We start from the raw sequence: 15,741 nt of genomic DNA on the forward strand, positions 1-15,741 counted from the left end.
CTCCAGATTGCTTACTGATAAATTTCACTACCGCGCTTACGGAACTCAGCAGACATTTCTTCCATACCCTTTGAAGCATCGGTCACTTCGGTAATGGGAATCACCTTAGCTTTAGGGTTGCCATCGGCATCTAAGGTTGCTGCGTAGTCGCGAACTTCTTGCGTGATCTTCATAGAGCAGAACTTAGGACCACACATTGAGCAGAAGTGAGCAATTTTGGCACCTTCAGCTGGCAGTGTTGCATCGTGATACTCACGCGCACGCTCAGGATCTAAGCCAAGATTAAATTGGTCTTCCCAGCGGAACTCGAAGCGGGCTTTAGACAGGGCGTTATCACGTACTTGTGCGCCAGGTAAACCTTTGGCTAAGTCTGCACCATGAGCTGCAATCTTGTAAGTGATGATGCCTTCGCGCACATCCTCTTTATCCGGCAAGCCTAAATGCTCCTTTGGTGTGACATAACAAAGCATCGCTGTACCGTACCAACCAATTTGTGCAGCGCCAATACCACTGGTAATGTGATCATATCCAGGGGCGATATCGGTAATCAATGGTCCGAGTGTGTAGAAGGGGGCTTCTAAGCAATGCTTGAGCTCTTCAGTCATATTTTCTTCAATGCGCTGCATTGGAACGTGACCAGGACCCTCAATCATGACTTGCACATCATGCTTCCAGGCTTTAGCAGTCAACTCGCCAAGCGTATGGAGTTCACCAAACTGAGCAGCATCATTGGAGTCAGCAATACAACCAGGACGTAAGCCATCGCCTAAGCTAAATGACACGTCATACGCTTTCATGATTTCGCAAATCTCATCAAACTTTGTATAGAGGAAGTTCTCTTTGTGATGGGCGAGGCACCACTTGGCCATGATCGAGCCACCACGAGAAACAATGCCAGTAATGCGATCAGCCGTTAGTGGTACATAGCGCAGCAGTACACCCGCATGAATAGTGAAGTAATCAACACCTTGCTCTGCTTGCTCAATTAAAGTGTCGCGGAACATTTCCCAAGTGAGATCTTCAGCAATGCCACCGGTTTTATCTAAAGCTTGATAGATTGGAACTGTGCCAATCGGAACTGGGGAGTTGCGAATAATCCATTCGCGTGTCTCATGAATATGCTTACCAGTAGAGAGATCCATGATGGTGTCTGCACCCCAACGAATAGACCACACCATCTTTTCTACTTCTTCATTGATGGAGGAGGTCACAGCAGAGTTACCCAAGTTGCCGTTAATCTTGACGCGGAAGTTACGGCCAATAATCATTGGCTCTAATTCTGGGTGATTAATGTTGGCAGGAATAATCGCTCGGCCGGCAGCAATTTCAGAGCGAACAAATTCACCAGTAATGATTTCAGGTAAGTTAGCGCCGTAGCTTTTGCCAGGGTGCTGCTTTAAGAGTTGCTTATAAGCTGGATCTTTGCGGAGTTGCTCAAGGCCCATGGATTCGCGCAAGGCGATGTATTCCATTTCAGGAGTAATAATTCCTTGGCGGGCGTAATACATTTGACTGACGTTATGGCCAGATTTGGCTACGCGTGGTGCACTAATGTGAGAAAAGCGTAATTTTTGTGTGGCTTCATCTTGTGAGCGCGCCACGCCATACTCGGAACTAGGTCCGGATAGTTGTACGGTGTCATTACGTTCTGTAATCCAAGCGTCACGCAGTCTTGGCAAACCTTGCTCGAGATTGATGACAACATCTGGATCGCTATATGGACCTGAAGTGTCATAGACAGGTACTGGTGGGTTCGCCATCAACTCTTCACCTACGCGAGTCGGTAATTGCTCAATCATGCGGATTGGCGCTTTAATATCGGGTCTCGAACCTTGCAGGTAAGTTTTTGTCGATGCTGGATAGGCAAACTTTTGCCCAAAGTCGCGTTCCAAACTTTTTAAACTTGGAATCTCGTGTTTAGCGTTTTTAGTTGAGGTATTGCCTGTACTCATGTCCATCTCCTAGCTGTTTTAGATGGACGAAACCGGGTGTCGGTCTGATGTAACTCCCCACGCCAGCATTACCTGGATCGGGTTCTAGGGTCTTTCTCAGCGCCTTCTAAGCTAAATCCGCTTTGAAGGGCACCCCTGTTTCATCCTTAAGTACGATTTAACCACGAATTGACTGATTGCTACATGACGCCAGTCAAGCGGGGTGGATTAAGCTCAAAAAGCTGAATCAGTTCAAATGGACTATTTATTGCGGCGCAATATAAAGTCTGCAGTCACAAAAGCGGCATCAGAAGTAAATTCATCGGCCAAGATACGAGCGGCGGCCTCTAGGAGTGAGATTTCAATAAAGCCACTCACTTCACCATCATGATTGGTGGGAACAAAGTTATCGGCTAATTCCAGGTCGTAAATGTAGAGCTGCTCATCATGAAAACCTCGATCAAGTGAAGGGCGGCGCATATGAATACGCCCCACAGGCTCAATCTGATCTGCAATTTGCTCGGGCACACCAGCTTCTTCCCAAAGTTCGCGACGCGCACTGACCCAAGGGGTTTCATCAGCAGTAATCCCGCCAGCAGCTAAGTTATCTAGCTTGCCAGGATCAGTGGGCTTAGTCTCACTACGTCTTCCCAGCCAAATCGTGTTGCCTTGCGTATAGCCATTGATATGCGTTGCCATACTGCGAAAGCCAAAGGTGCGAAACGCGGCGCGCTCCATGCGAAAGTATTTGTGACCATTTTGATCAACCCAAGCAAAATCCTCGTTACGCCAGCCTGGAATAAATCCGCCCAAGCGCATGCGGTTAGCCAATTGATAAAGGCTATTGGATAAATCTCTGGGCTTGCTTAATTGAATCGTGAGCTTTTCATGGCCCATCACAATCAGTGGAATAGTTTCTTTTTGGAGCGACTCTTGCAAGTAGGGTATGAAATCAGGATTGAGATGACCAATCAGTTGTTCACCTATTGCACCACGGGATAAATAGATCGGCAGATAATCGGCGGGAGCAGAACGTGCCGTGTTTTGGAGCATTTCCTCGAGGGCGGCAAGTGTGCTGGTAGATAGACTGGTCATGGCACTCAGTGTAAGGGAACTTCGCGTTCTATGCCCTTATTGATAAATTGCTTAGCACATAAATACAGAGACACTCATTAAAATATTTATAAGTGAATACGGAAAATAATGAAATACATTCTGCACACAAATTAGGCAAGCTAGGTCAGCCTATACAAATCTGAGACTTACGAAAACTTTTAGTGATTTATCCACAAAACCTGTGGATAAGTATGAGGAAATTTTGGTCCCGCCGACAGGAATCGAACCTGTATCCCACGCTTAGGAGGCATGTGCACTATCCATTGTGCTACGGCGAGTCAGTTGCAAAGCTAAAAATATGCTAAGGAAATTATAAGAGCTGTAAATAAAAGATCATGCACAGCATTCACTCTCATGAAGTCACCATCCACACAATGCCCACACTTGATTTGTCACAGCGATCATCATATCGGGTGCAAAGTACATCGAAAAAATAAATAGCAATACAAGCAAAACAAACCCATAGGAAACAATCTTCCTGATTGCGGGTTTTTTCTTAAGCATTCGCCACTCTATGAATTGCTCGTTCTTTTACTGGAAGGTTAACTAGGAAGGCAAATACGCCTAATCCTATGGCGATTTCCCAAACAATTAAATAGGAGCCAGTCTTATCAAATAAATAACCACCTAGGAAGGCTCCACAGAAACTACCCAATTGGTGCGAGAAAAAGATCAGACCTGAAAGCATCGTCAAATACTTCACACCAAAAATTTGCGCAACGATGCCGTTGGTAAGGGGGATGGTTGAGAGCCACAAGAACCCCATGATGGCAGCGAAGATATAAGTGCTCATCGGTGTGGGCGGCAATAACAAAAATGCCACAATCGCAATGGAGCGCCCAATATAGATTGCAGATAGTAAATAGCGCTTAGGAAAGCGTTGCCCCAAGATTCCCGAACTATAGGTGCCGAAGATATTAAATAGACCAATTAAGGCAAGGGCAGTAGTTGCTACTACTGGAGCACCAACAGCGGGATAGCTAGAGGAAAGATCTTTGAGGTAGGGCGCTAGGTGAACTGCAATAAACACCACCTGAAAGCCGCAAACAAAATAACCTAAGGTGAGATAGCGAAAGCTGGGATTACCAATGGCTTCTTTTAATGCCTGTTTGATGGTTTGATCACCCAATTTATGGTTGTGAGTGAAATTCTTTTCACGCAACATAAATGCGGTTGGAATCATGAGGCTGGCCATCAATGCCAACATGAGAAGTGCATCTTGGGTGCCAAGCGTACTGAGTAAACCTTGCTCAGCTGGAATCATGAGGAACTGACCAAATGATCCAGCGGCTGCAGTAATACCCATTGCCCAAACCCGTTTTTCTGCTGATACATTGCGACCCAGAATTCCGTAAATCACGCTGTAGGTAGTGGCAGTTTGTGCCAAACCAATCAGCAAGCCGCCCGCAAGAGTGAAGTTCATCACATCGGTGGAAACTGCCATGCCCGCTAAACCTAGGGCATACAAAATCCCGCCAGCAACCATGATTTTGAATGCGCCATAACGATCCGCAAGCGCGCCAGTAATCGGTTGCACTGCACCCCAAATCAGATTTTGGAGGGCAATAGTTAGAGCAAATGTTTCACGACCCCAACCATTGGCAGAGGTAATTGGGAGATTAAAGAGGCCAAAGCCATGACGAATACCCATCGATAAGGTGACCATGAGACCGCCATAAATCAGGACATCCTTCATCGATAGTCCCGCTTTGGATGTTTGCGTAGTCATGTGCTTTAAATGATTCCCTTGGTGCGTAACTCTTCAATCGCTTGATCATCTAGCTTGAGACGTTCATGCAAAATTTCTTGGGTATGTTGACCTAGTGTCGGTGGTGCCATCCGTGCTTCAGTCGGCGTCTTTGACAAGCGCATTGGGCTAGCAACCAATTTCATCGTCCCAGCAGTTGGGTGGGGAACATCAATCTGAACACCACGATGCATTACCTGCTCATTTTCAAAGACTTCTTTAAAGTTATTAATGGGCCCACAAGGTACATTGGCTTTCTCAAGTAATGCAATCCATTCGCCTTTAGTCATTTTGCGAGTCATCTGCTCTAAAAGAGGGATGAGTTGCTTGCGGTGCTCAACGCGCAGTGGATTCGAAGCAAATAGCGGGTTATCTGCTAATTGGGCTTCACCGCCTGCTGTAACAAACTGACGAAACTGACCGTCATTGCCAGCACCAACAATCATCCAGCCATCAGAAGTAGGGAAGGTTTGGTAAGGAACAATGATCGGAGAAGCATTGCCCCAGCGTTTGGGAACTTCTCCTGAGGTTAGGTAGGCGCTGGATACATTGGCCATCACCGCCACTTGTGTATCCAGTAATGACATATCGATGTATTGGCCTTCACCGGTGCGGTCACGATGAACAATGGCTGCGAGGATGGCGGTGCTGGCATACATGCCAGTAAAGATGTCTGCAATCGCTACCCCAGATTTTTGCGGGCTTGCGCCTTCAAAATCATGTGCTTCACCAGTCACGCTCATGAAGCCACCCATGCCTTGAATGATGAAATCGTATCCAGGACGATTGGCATAAGGCCCAGTTTGCCCAAACCCGGTAATTGAGCAATAGATCAAATCCGCTTTTACCTTTTTGAGGCTTTCATAGTCCAGACCATATTTAGCCAGGTCGCCAACCTTGTAGTTTTCAATCACTACATCAGAGTCCAAAGCCAGTTTTCGGATGAGTTCTTGGCCTTCAGGTTTGGCAATATCGACTGTAATCGAGCGTTTATTGCGGTTAATGCAAATAAAATAGGCAGATTCTTCTGTTTCCTTGCCATTAGCATCTTTGGCAAAGGGAGGGCCCCAATGGCGGGTATCGTCCCCTGCGCCCGGTCTCTCGACTTTAATGACATCAGCACCCAAATCGGCCAGATTTTGAGCGCACCAAGGACCGGCCAAGACTCGGCTAAGGTCTAAAACGCGAATATGACTTAAGGCTCCCATTCCCCGATTTTGGCATGGATGACAGGGTAATACTCGAAAAATTCGGTCTGGATCTCAGACATGACTACAATTTGCGCGCATGGCTACCCGTAAAACTTCCGAATACAGCGAATCGTCGATTCAGGTCCTAAAAGGACTTGAACCAGTCCGTCAACGGCCTGGAATGTACACCCGCACTGATAATCCACTCCACATCATTCAAGAGGTGCTGGATAACGCATCCGATGAGGCTTTGGGCGGGTTTGGTAAGCAAATTATTGTCACTATGCATACCGATGGCAGCGTTAGTGTCGAAGATGATGGTCGCGGTATTCCGGTGGGGATGCATCCTACTGAGAAATTACCTGTAGTGGAGATTGTGTTCACTCAGCTTCATGCGGGTGGTAAGTTTGAAAAAGGCACTGGTGGTGCATATGCTTTCTCCGGTGGTTTGCACGGAGTAGGCGTTTCAGTAACCAATGCCTTATCTAAAAGATTAGAAGTGACTGTTTGGCGCGATAGCCAAATGTCAACATTGACCTTTGCTGATGGCAAAGTAATTGAAAAACTCAAAACGATTGCTTCTTCAAAAGAAGATAAATCCCACGGTACTCGTGTTCGCGCTTGGCCAGATGGCAAGTATTTTGATAGCTCAGTTATACCTATGCCTGAGCTCATTCGCTTATTGCGTTCCAAAGCTGTTTTATTGCCCGGCGTTAAGGTAACCCTGATTCAAGAGAAGACAGGCGATACCCAGACTTGGCAATATGCACAAGGCTTGCGCGGCTATTTAAATGAAGCGATTGCACAAGCAGGTCACGGCGCTGAAGTCATTCCCCCATTTGAAGGCGAGCAATATGCTACTGGCACTGGTGAGGATGACTCTTTTGCTGAAGGCGAGGGCGCAGCGTGGGTAGTGTGCTGGACCGAAGACGGCGCACCAGTGCGCGAGAGTTATGTGAACTTGATTCCAACACCTGCGGGTGGTACTCATGAGAGTGGTTTGCGTGAAGGTCTATTTAATGCCGTTAAAGGCTTTATTGAGATGCACGCATTGCAACCAAAGGGTGTCAAGTTGATGCCTGAAGACGTATTTGCACGCGCATCATTCATTTTGTCTGCCAAGGTATTAGATCCCCAGTTTCAAGGGCAAATTAAAGAGCGTCTTAATTCACGTGATGCAGTGCGTTTAGTTTCTGGCTATGTGAAATCTGCTTTAGAGCTTTGGCTCAATCAACATGTTGACTATGGTCGCAAATTGGCTGATTTGGTCATTAAGCAAGCTCAAGCTAGAACACGTGCGGGCCAAAAGGTTGAGAAGAAAAAGTCCTCTGGCGTAGCGGTACTCCCAGGCAAACTCACTGATTGTGAGAGTCAAGACATCGGCATGAATGAGATCTTCCTGGTGGAGGGGGATTCCGCAGGTGGGTCAGCCAAGATGGGGCGCAATAAAGAATATCAAGCCATCCTGCCATTGCGTGGCAAGGTGCTCAATACATGGGAAGCAGAGCGCGATCGCTTATTTGCCAATAATGAAGTGCATGACATTGCTGTAGCGATTGGGGTTGATCCTCATGGAGCCAATGACAATCCTGATCTATCTAATCTGCGTTACGGCAAAGTGTGCATTCTTTCTGATGCGGACGTCGATGGTGCGCATATTCAAGTATTGCTCTTAACGCTCTTCTACAAGCATTTTCCTAAGCTAATTGAGTTGGGACATGTGCATATTTCTAGGCCACCACTATTTAGGGTTGATGCGCCAGCGCGCGGTAAGAAACCTGCGCAAAAAATTTATGCCTTAGATGCTAATGAGCTACAGGCTATTGAAGATAAATTGCGTAAAGACGGTGTAAAAGAAAGCGCATGGCAGATTTCTCGCTTTAAAGGTTTGGGGGAGATGAGTGCGGAGCAGCTTTGGGATACCACTTTGAATCCGGATACTCGCCGCTTGCTACCAGTTACCTTAGGCACCTGGACCGAGGATGAAACATTTAAAACAATGGATATGTTGATGGGTAAATCCGAGTCTGGCGCACGTCGTGATTGGCTTGAAGAGCGTGGCAACGAAGTGGAGGCAGATATCTAATGGTAACGAAAAAGACCCCTGGAAAAAATACTCCAGAAGATCAGGCTGACTTGTTCTCCAATCCAATTGAAATGGACATTGTTGAAGTTGACGAGGCTCCTGCAGTAACTGCCTCTTCTGGTGGTGGATCGGATGCACATGATCCAAAAACAATTGACCTGAATGAAGATGGTAAAGATAGCCTAACGCTGGCGGTATACGCAGAGCGTGCCTATTTGGATTACGCCATTAGCGTAGTGAAGGGTCGCGCTCTCCCGGATGTATCCGATGGGCAGAAGCCTGTACAGCGCCGCATTTTGTTCTCCATGAGCGAAATGGGGCTGCGTGCTGATGCTAAGCCAGTGAAGAGTGCTCGTGTGGTTGGTGATGTACTTGGTAAATTCCACCCGCATGGTGACCAATCTGCTTACGATGCATTGGTTCGTTTGGCTCAAAGCTTCTCCTTGCGCTATCCATTAATTGATGGTCAAGGAAACTTCGGCTCACGCGATGGCGATGGAGCGGCGGCAATGCGTTATACCGAAGCGCGTTTAACGAAGATTGCTAGCTTGCTTCTAAGTGAGATTGATGAAGGTACGGTCGATTTTGCGCCGAACTACGACGGCTCATTCCAAGAGCCTAAATTATTGCCAGCTCGCTTACCGTTTGTTTTGCTTAATGGTGCATCTGGCATTGCGGTAGGTATGGCAACCGAGATTCCTTCACATAATTTACGTGAAGTTGCTACCGCTGCAGTCGCCTTAATGAAGTCTCCCAAGATGAGTACTTCAGAGTTGTTAGAAATCATGCCTGGCCCTGACTATCCAGGTGGCGGCCAAATTATTTCTTCTGCAGCAGAAATTGCGCAGATTTATGAAGCAGGGCGTGGCAGCATCAAAGTGCGCGCACGTTGGTCTGTTGAAGAATTGGCTCGTGGTCAATGGCAAATCGTTGTCAATGAATTGCCGCCAGCAACTTCCTCTCAGCGCGTACTGCAAGAAATTGAAGAGATTACCAATCCAAAGGTCAAGGTTGGTAAAAAGACGCTGACGCCTGAGCAAAACAACCTGAAATCAACCATTCTGAATGTGCTTGATGGCGTTCGTGATGAATCCAGTAAAGATGCTGCAGTGCGTTTGGTATTTGAGCCTAAGAGTAAAAATATCGACGTGAATGAGTTTGTCAATCTGCTGTTGGCACACACCTCACTTGAGTCCAATGCGCCAATGAATTTGGTGATGATTGGTAATGATGGTCGCCCGCGTCAAAAAGGCTTAAAAGAAATCCTATCTGAATGGGTTGCGTTTAGGGTTGCCACCGTTACACGGAGAACGCATCATCGTTTAGGCAAAGTCAAAGATCGCATGCATATCTTGGAAGGGCGCTTAACTGTTCTTCTCAATATTGATAAGGTGATCAAGATCATTCGCAATAGCGATGAGCCTAAAGCAGATCTGATTAAAGAATTCAAGCTAAGCGACCGCCAAGCGGAAGATATTTTAGATATTCGCTTGCGTCAGTTGGCTCGCTTAGAGGGTATCAAGATTGAGCAAGAGCTCAAAGAGCTCAAGACTGAGCGTGATGATTTAGAAGGCTTGCTGCAAAACGATACTGTGCTGCGCAAGCGCATCATCAAAGAAATTGAATCTGATATGAAGGATTTTGGTGATGATCGTCGCACCCTGATTCAGGAAGATAAGCGCGCCGTAGCTGAGACCAAAGTTATTGACGAGCCGGTCACAGTGATTGTTTCCCAAAAAGGTTGGGTACGTGTTCGTCAAGGTCATGAGCACGATGCAACGCAATTCGGCTTTAAGGCGGGCGATGCTTTGTATGCCACCTTTGAAGTGAGAACCATTGATGTGATTCAAGGCTTTGGCAGTGACGGTCGTGTGTATACCGTTCCCGTGAGTGAGCTGCCTGGGGCCCGTGGTGATGGCTCACCATTGACTAGCTTTGTGAACTTGGCTTCTGGCTCACAAATGGTCGCTTATTACGCTGGCCAGACGGATGATTTGGTATTGCTTTCTACTAAAGCGGGCTATGGTTTCTTGGCGAATGTTGCCGACATGACTACTCGTAATAAGGCTGGTAAATCATTCTTGAGTATGGATGCCAAAGTTCCTGGTGATGCGCCTTTAGGTGCGGCCAAGGTTAAAGTAGGCATGAAACAGGTTGCCTGCTTATCCGCAGCCTCCAAGCTATTGGTTTTCCCCTTGGATGAGCTCAAGCGTCTGCCAACAGGCGGCAAGGGTGTCATTTTGATGGGCTTGGATGATAAAGAGCACTTAGCATCTGCAATCGCGGTTGGTCCGGATGGGGCTACTTATTCAGGTGCTGGACGTGCTGGCAAACCAACCGAATTGAGTTTGGATGCTAAAACCTTGAAATCATTTGCGGGTAACCGTGCACGAAAAGGTCATTTCGTTGAGCCACGCTTAAAAGATGGCAAGTTAACAGCGAACTAAATTTCTAGACTAATCGTTAAGTTTTCTTTGGAACACTAATACCGTATTTAACAGCAATCACTTCCGCCAGAATCGATACAGCGATCTCTGGTGGGGTGAGGGCGCCAATATAAAGCCCAACAGGGCCATGCAATTTTTCAACCTGTTCTTGGCTAACATCAAACTCTAGCAAGCGCTCCTTGCGTTTCTGGGTGTTTTTGCGGCTACCAAGTGCGCCAACATAAAAGGCGGGAGACTTTAGGGCCTCCATCAAGGCCATGTCATCAAGCTTGGGATCATGCGTTAGGGCGACAACTGCAGTATGAGAATCAACGCCGATCTCCAGCAAAACATCATCTGGCATTCCTTGTGAAAAGGTGATGTCGGATCGGTTTAATCCTTCGGCATATTCTTCTCTTGGATCGATGACGATCACTTCAAAGTCTGAGGCTAATGCAAAATCGGCCGTGTACAAGGAAAGTTGTCCAGCACCAATAATCACCATGCGCCAACGTGGCCCATAAGTCGTTTGCATTTCTTGTTCAGTACAAGAAAATTCATCATTACGATCACCAGCACTAAGAGTGGATTTACCGGTTGTTAGGTTGATAGTGCGACGACTGATTTGATGGGTAGAAATATTCTCCAGTAGCTTTTCTAACACTGCTAGTTCAGGTTTTGGCTCAACTAGCAAACGTAAGGTGCCGCCGCAAGGTAAACCAAAGCGCGCAGCCTCCTGTTGAGTCACGCCATAAACGACCATTTCTGGAGTGTTGCGTGTGAGGATTTCAGTCTGTACCCTGCGTATCAGATCATCTTCAACGCAACCCCCTGAGACGGATCCAGCCACCTGCCCGTCAGCCCGAATAGCGAGCCAGGAACCCACTGGACGTGGTGCTGAGCCCCAGGTCTGCACAACGGTAGCAATAGCAACGGATTGACCCGATTGGAGCCATTCAACGGCAGATTTGAGGACGCTTAAATCGGTGCTGTTCATGCGTTTTCTTCTTTTTACGTTCTTTTGTGAATGCTTTTATTAATAACTATTTATTATCACTCTAATGACTGTTTCTAGTGAACCTTCCAAAAGCTCAGCATTGCGCCTTGCCGTCTTAATATTGGCTGCAGGTGAGGGAAGTCGCTTGGGAGGTTATCCCAAAGCGCTACTAATAAAAGATGGCAGCAGCTTGTTAAGACGTTTTATCCATTCAATGCAGGATCTGAGTCCAACAGAGACTGTGATTGTTACTGGTTTTTACGCCGATGAAGTTGAATCTGAAATTCAATCTATCCAAAAGAACTTTCAGGATATTCAAAACCTGATCACATGGGTCAGAAATCCAAAACCTGAGGCAGGACAATCATCGTCAGTGCGACTTGGGCTTGAGTCTCTCAAGAGTGATTACGATGTTTTATTGATTGCTTTATGCGATCAACCTCATGTAGGCGCATCAGAAATTGAATCTTTGTTAGAGCAATTTAAACAAAGAAGCGCGGAGCAGGAGATTGTCTTGCCGACTGTGAATGGCCAAAGGGGTAACCCAGTACTGTTTTCGAAAGAGGTGATCCAAAAGATTTTAGGAATACCTCGCTTGGTATGCAGAGCCTATATGGATCAACATCCCGAACAGATTAGAATCTTTGCTACTGATAATGCTGCCTATGTATTGGATGTCGATACGCAAGTCGACATCCAGATACTCGGTTTGGATCCTCTTTAATCGCAATAAAGCAATTTATATCTCGGCGATTAATTCAATCTCAACACAAGCGCCCAGCGGAATTTGCGCAACACCAAAAGCACTACGGGCATGTTTTCCGGCATCACCAAACACTTCAAATAGTAACTCTGAGCAGCCATTCACAACTAAGTGTTGTTCTGTATAGCTATCGGTGGAATTCACCAAGCCCATGACTTTAACAATCCGCTTTACCTTATCTAAAGAGCCTAGATGATTTTGTAGCGTGGAAATTAAATCCATTGCGATTGAGCGGGCGGCTGCTTTACCAGTTTCGGTGTCCATATCTTTGCCAAGCTTTCCAACCCAAGGCTTGCCATCGCGTTTAGCAATATGGCCTGAGAGAAAAACAGTGTTACCGGTAGTTGCTGCCATCACATAGGCTGCAGCAGGGGGTCCCGGTGGGGGTAAATCAATGCCGAGGGTTTTAAGGCGTTCGCTAATCTTTGTGCTCATATTGACTATCTGTAATTGAATTAAATTGAATAGAGAATCTTACTTGGAAAGTTGACGCATAGCGCTTTCAAGGCCATTTAGGGTGACTGGATACATGCGATCTTTCATAAGATTTTGCATAATATCGATGGATTGACGATATTGCCAAATGGATTCAGGTTCTGGATTGAGCCAAGCAAAATGCGGGAAGTGATCAATCAGGCGATTAATCCAAACGGCACCTGCTTCCTTATTGTTGTATTCAACGGAGCCATTAGGACTCAGAATTTCATAAGGTGACATGGTGGCATCACCAACAAAAATCAGCTTGTAGTCAGCCCCATATTTATTGATGATTTCTTGAGTTGGCGTCACTTGATCCCGTCTACGACGATTACTTTCCCATAGATTGTCATATACGCAGTTGTGAAAATAGTAGTGCTCTAAATGTTTAAATTCTGCTTTGGCGGCAGAGAATAATTCAGCAATGCGCTGAATATGATCATCCATCGAGCCACCGACATCCATGAGAAGCAACACTTTGACTTGGTTATGGCGTTCGGGCCGCATTTGAATATCGAGCATGCCAGCATTTGCTGCTGTTGAATGAATCGTCTTATCCAAATCAAGCTCAAGCGTTGAGCCTTCACGTGCGAAGCGTCTTAAGCGTCGTAATGCCACTTTGATGTTACGAGTGCCTAAAGCGAGATCGCTGTCATAGTCTTTAAATTCTCGAGCCTCCCAAACTTTGATGGCCGTTCGGTTTCCTGCACTTTCACCGCCAATACGAATGCCTTCGGGGTGATAGCCGCCATGACCAAATGGAGACGAGCCTCCGGCACCAATCCATTTATTGCCGCCACCATGCCACTCCTTTTGCTCTTTTAAAAGCTCTTCGAGGCGTTTCTTTAAAGCATCTGGGCCGCCTAATTTTTTAAGCGCTGCCTTTTCTTCATCGGTGAGAACGCGCTGTAGTTTTTTCTCAAGCCAGTCGAGTGGGATATCTGGTGAGAGAGCAATAATTTGCTCAACCCCATTAAAGTAAGCCCCAAAAACTTGATCAAAGCGATCAAAATGTTGCTCATCTTTAACTAAAGTCATGCGCGAGAGTTGATAAAACTCATCAATCGATGGATTAATCACTCCTGCTTTTAAAGCCTCCAAGAGAGTTAAAAACTCCCGCACCGAAACAGGCACCTTGGCCTCTTTCAGATTAAGAAAAAATTGAATCAACATGAAAATACTTGTCGCTAATGTGTGACTGTGGATTAGCGATGATTGCGATTCATCATGACTAAACGCTCAAACAGGTGAATATCTTGTTCGTTCTTAATTAGTGCGCCGTGCAAGGGTGGAACCACAATTTTTTCGTCATTACTGTAGAGCGCCTCAGGGGGAATATCTTCGGCTAATAGGAGCTTGAGCCAGTCAATCAATTCCGAAGTACTAGGCTTCTTTTTAAGGCCCGGTAAGGAGCGAATTTGATAGAAGGCCTTGAGGGCTGCATCCAGAAGATCCTGCTTGATATTGGGGTGATGTACATCCACGATGCTTTGCATCGTATTTGCATCGGGAAAGGTGATGTAATGAAAAAAGCAGCGTCGTAAGAATGCATCAGGCAATTCTTTTTCATTATTCGAGGTGATGATGACGAGTGGACGATGTTTGGCCTTAATTAATTCGCGAGTTTCATAGACGTAAAACTCCATACGATCAATCTCACGCAACAAGTCATTCGGAAATTCAATATCTGCTTTATCAATTTCATCAATGAGCAATACCGTAGGCTCGTCTGCCTCAAAGGCTTGCCAAAGAACACCCTTAACAATGTAGTTCCGAATATCGTTTACTTTCTCATCACCTAGTTGTGAGTCACGTAATCGGCTTACAGCGTCATATTCATAAAGACCCTGTTGCGCTTTAGTGGTGGACTTGATATGCCACTGCAGAAGCGGCATATTGAGTGCAGCAGCCACTTCTTCGGCAAGCATTGTTTTGCCAGTGCCTGGCTCACCCTTAATTAAGAGAGGGCGTTGGAGCGCAATGGCCGCATTGACTGCTAACTTGAGATCTTCCGTGGCAACGTAGCTTTGGCTGCCGTCAAAGCGGTTTTGGTGTGAAGTGCTGGGTTTGTTCATCGTGTTATCTAAATAGGCCTGAGTTAAGCGTTCCAGTATAGGTAAATGAGGCAAATTTTTCAGTGTTTCTACTGATTTTGGCCTCTGAAATGGCGAGAAGGGCGTCTGTCCGCTATACTCTCTCCAAATTGATCTAAATCAAACTCATTAATACTGATTTCTATGAAAAAACTCTCAATTCTTCCTCATTTGGCTGTTGCCGCAACTTTAGCTTTTGCTGGCTCTGTTGCCCAAGCCGATGAAGTAAAAGGTAACGCTGCTGCTGGTAACGCCAAGGTTTGGCTTTGCGTTGGCTGCCACTCCATCCCGGATTACCGTGCTGACTATCCTTTTGTATATAAAGTACCTATGTTGGGCGGTCAAAATGGCCCCTACATTGCAAGCGCCTTAGCAGCTTACAAAAAGGGCGAAAGAAAGCATCCAACAATGCGCTCTATTGCTGCCAGTTTGTCTGACCAAGATATGGCTGATATTGGCGAATACTATGCTGCGCAAACTGCCAGCACACCTAACAACCCATTGAAGTGATTCATTGATAAAGATACATAGAGATACTTTTATGAAATTCGCCCTCATTACAGCAGTTTTGCTCTCAAGCATTGGTTTGGTAAACGTAGCAAATGCTGCCAACGTAGAAAAAGGTCAAGCATTGGTAGAGAAGGCTAATTGCGCTTCCTGTCATGGTGCAGGACTAAACGCTCCAATCTTGCCTGCCTATCCAAAGTTGGCTGGCCAATACTCCGAATATGTTTATTACGCATTAAAGGCATATAAAGTGGGTAACGGAAACCCTCAGTTTGGCCGTAACAATGCAATCATGGGATCACAAGTTCTCAACTTTACCGATGCTGATTTGCATGACATTTCAGCTTATGTCGCTTCATTGCCAGGAAACTTTGTTATTAAAAAGTAAACCTCGCTAGCTTAGGCTAC

13 protein-coding genes, 1 tRNA gene and 1 riboswitch are annotated in these 15,741 nt (G+C 46.2%); of the genes, 5 read left to right on the forward strand and 9 right to left on the reverse strand.

Annotated features, from left to right (window positions below):
- Window positions 1-11: 11 nt before the first annotated feature.
- The 5 genes from thiC to ICN33_RS09185 all read right to left on the reverse strand — a co-directional run bounded on the left by thiC (window position 12) and on the right by ICN33_RS09185 (window position 6,002).
- A complete protein-coding gene (gene thiC, locus ICN33_RS09165) occupies window positions 12-1,952 on the reverse strand; it encodes a phosphomethylpyrimidine synthase ThiC (protein WP_255530789.1) in 1,941 nt (646 codons plus the stop codon).
- 37 nt (window positions 1,953-1,989) lie between these two features.
- A riboswitch (TPP riboswitch) is annotated at window positions 1,990-2,099 on the reverse strand.
- A gap of 93 nt (window positions 2,100-2,192) precedes the next feature.
- Entirely contained in the window at window positions 2,193-3,026 is an 834-nt protein-coding gene (locus ICN33_RS09170; RefSeq protein ID WP_216196288.1) for an NUDIX hydrolase family protein, read from the reverse strand.
- Between the two features lie 224 nt (window positions 3,027-3,250).
- A tRNA-Arg gene (locus ICN33_RS09175) sits at window positions 3,251-3,325 on the reverse strand.
- A gap of 218 nt (window positions 3,326-3,543) precedes the next feature.
- A complete protein-coding gene (locus ICN33_RS09180; protein WP_216196289.1) occupies window positions 3,544-4,776 on the reverse strand; it encodes an MFS transporter in 1,233 nt (410 codons plus the stop codon).
- A gap of 5 nt (window positions 4,777-4,781) precedes the next feature.
- Window positions 4,782-6,002, reverse strand: a complete 1,221-nt coding sequence (locus tag ICN33_RS09185) for a CaiB/BaiF CoA-transferase family protein (RefSeq protein WP_216196290.1) — start codon at window positions 6,000-6,002, stop codon at window positions 4,782-4,784.
- 79 nt (window positions 6,003-6,081) lie between these two features.
- Between ICN33_RS09185 and ICN33_RS09190 the strand changes: the two genes are divergently transcribed.
- Both ICN33_RS09190 and parC read left to right on the forward strand, forming a co-directional pair.
- Window positions 6,082-8,070 carry a DNA topoisomerase IV subunit B gene (locus ICN33_RS09190; RefSeq protein WP_216196291.1) on the forward strand — a complete coding sequence of 663 codons (1,989 nt, stop codon included), beginning with the start codon at window positions 6,082-6,084 and terminating at the stop codon, window positions 8,068-8,070.
- 71 nt (window positions 8,071-8,141) lie between these two features.
- Window positions 8,142-10,517: a DNA topoisomerase IV subunit A gene (gene parC / locus ICN33_RS09195; RefSeq protein ID WP_255530841.1), complete on the forward strand. Its 2,376-nt coding sequence runs from the start codon at window positions 8,142-8,144 to the stop codon at window positions 10,515-10,517.
- A 16-nt stretch (window positions 10,518-10,533) separates the two neighbouring features.
- Here the strand turns inward: parC and ICN33_RS09200 are convergent, their stop codons facing one another.
- On the reverse strand, window positions 10,534-11,493 hold the full coding sequence (locus ICN33_RS09200; protein ID WP_216196292.1) for an XdhC family protein: 960 nt from the start codon (window positions 11,491-11,493) through the stop codon (window positions 10,534-10,536).
- A 64-nt stretch (window positions 11,494-11,557) separates the two neighbouring features.
- Here ICN33_RS09200 and ICN33_RS09205 point away from each other — a divergent pair, with 64 nt between their 5' ends.
- Window positions 11,558-12,217, forward strand: a complete 660-nt coding sequence (locus tag ICN33_RS09205) for an NTP transferase domain-containing protein (RefSeq protein ID WP_216196293.1) — start codon at window positions 11,558-11,560, stop codon at window positions 12,215-12,217.
- A gap of 15 nt (window positions 12,218-12,232) precedes the next feature.
- Here the strand turns inward: ICN33_RS09205 and ICN33_RS09210 are convergent, their stop codons facing one another.
- From ICN33_RS09210 to ICN33_RS09220, 3 genes are read right to left on the reverse strand one after another with little or no spacing between them, the layout of a single operon-like run.
- Window positions 12,233-12,691 carry a RidA family protein gene (locus tag ICN33_RS09210; protein ID WP_216196294.1) on the reverse strand — a complete coding sequence of 153 codons (459 nt, stop codon included), beginning with the start codon at window positions 12,689-12,691 and terminating at the stop codon, window positions 12,233-12,235.
- Window positions 12,692-12,730: 39 nt separating this feature from the next.
- The gene (locus ICN33_RS09215; protein ID WP_216196295.1) at window positions 12,731-13,906 is read right to left on the reverse strand and encodes a VWA domain-containing protein; all 1,176 of its coding nucleotides are present in this window, start codon (window positions 13,904-13,906) and stop codon (window positions 12,731-12,733) included.
- A gap of 32 nt (window positions 13,907-13,938) precedes the next feature.
- Window positions 13,939-14,808 (reverse strand): MoxR family ATPase, encoded by an 870-nt coding sequence (locus ICN33_RS09220; protein ID WP_216196619.1) that lies wholly within the window; start codon window positions 14,806-14,808, stop codon window positions 13,939-13,941.
- 162 nt (window positions 14,809-14,970) lie between these two features.
- On the opposite strand from ICN33_RS09220, the gene ICN33_RS09225 reads away from it, so the two are divergent.
- On the forward strand, window positions 14,971-15,336 hold the full coding sequence (locus tag ICN33_RS09225) for a cytochrome c (RefSeq protein WP_216196296.1): 366 nt from the start codon (window positions 14,971-14,973) through the stop codon (window positions 15,334-15,336).
- A 31-nt stretch (window positions 15,337-15,367) separates the two neighbouring features.
- Window positions 15,368-15,721 carry a c-type cytochrome gene (locus tag ICN33_RS09230; RefSeq protein ID WP_216196297.1) on the forward strand — a complete coding sequence of 118 codons (354 nt, stop codon included), beginning with the start codon at window positions 15,368-15,370 and terminating at the stop codon, window positions 15,719-15,721.
- Window positions 15,722-15,741 lie beyond the last annotated feature (20 nt).

The sequence above is a fragment of the Polynucleobacter sp. UB-Tiil-W10 genome, from assembly GCF_018881605.1.
GTDB lineage: Bacteria > Pseudomonadota > Gammaproteobacteria > Burkholderiales > Burkholderiaceae > Polynucleobacter.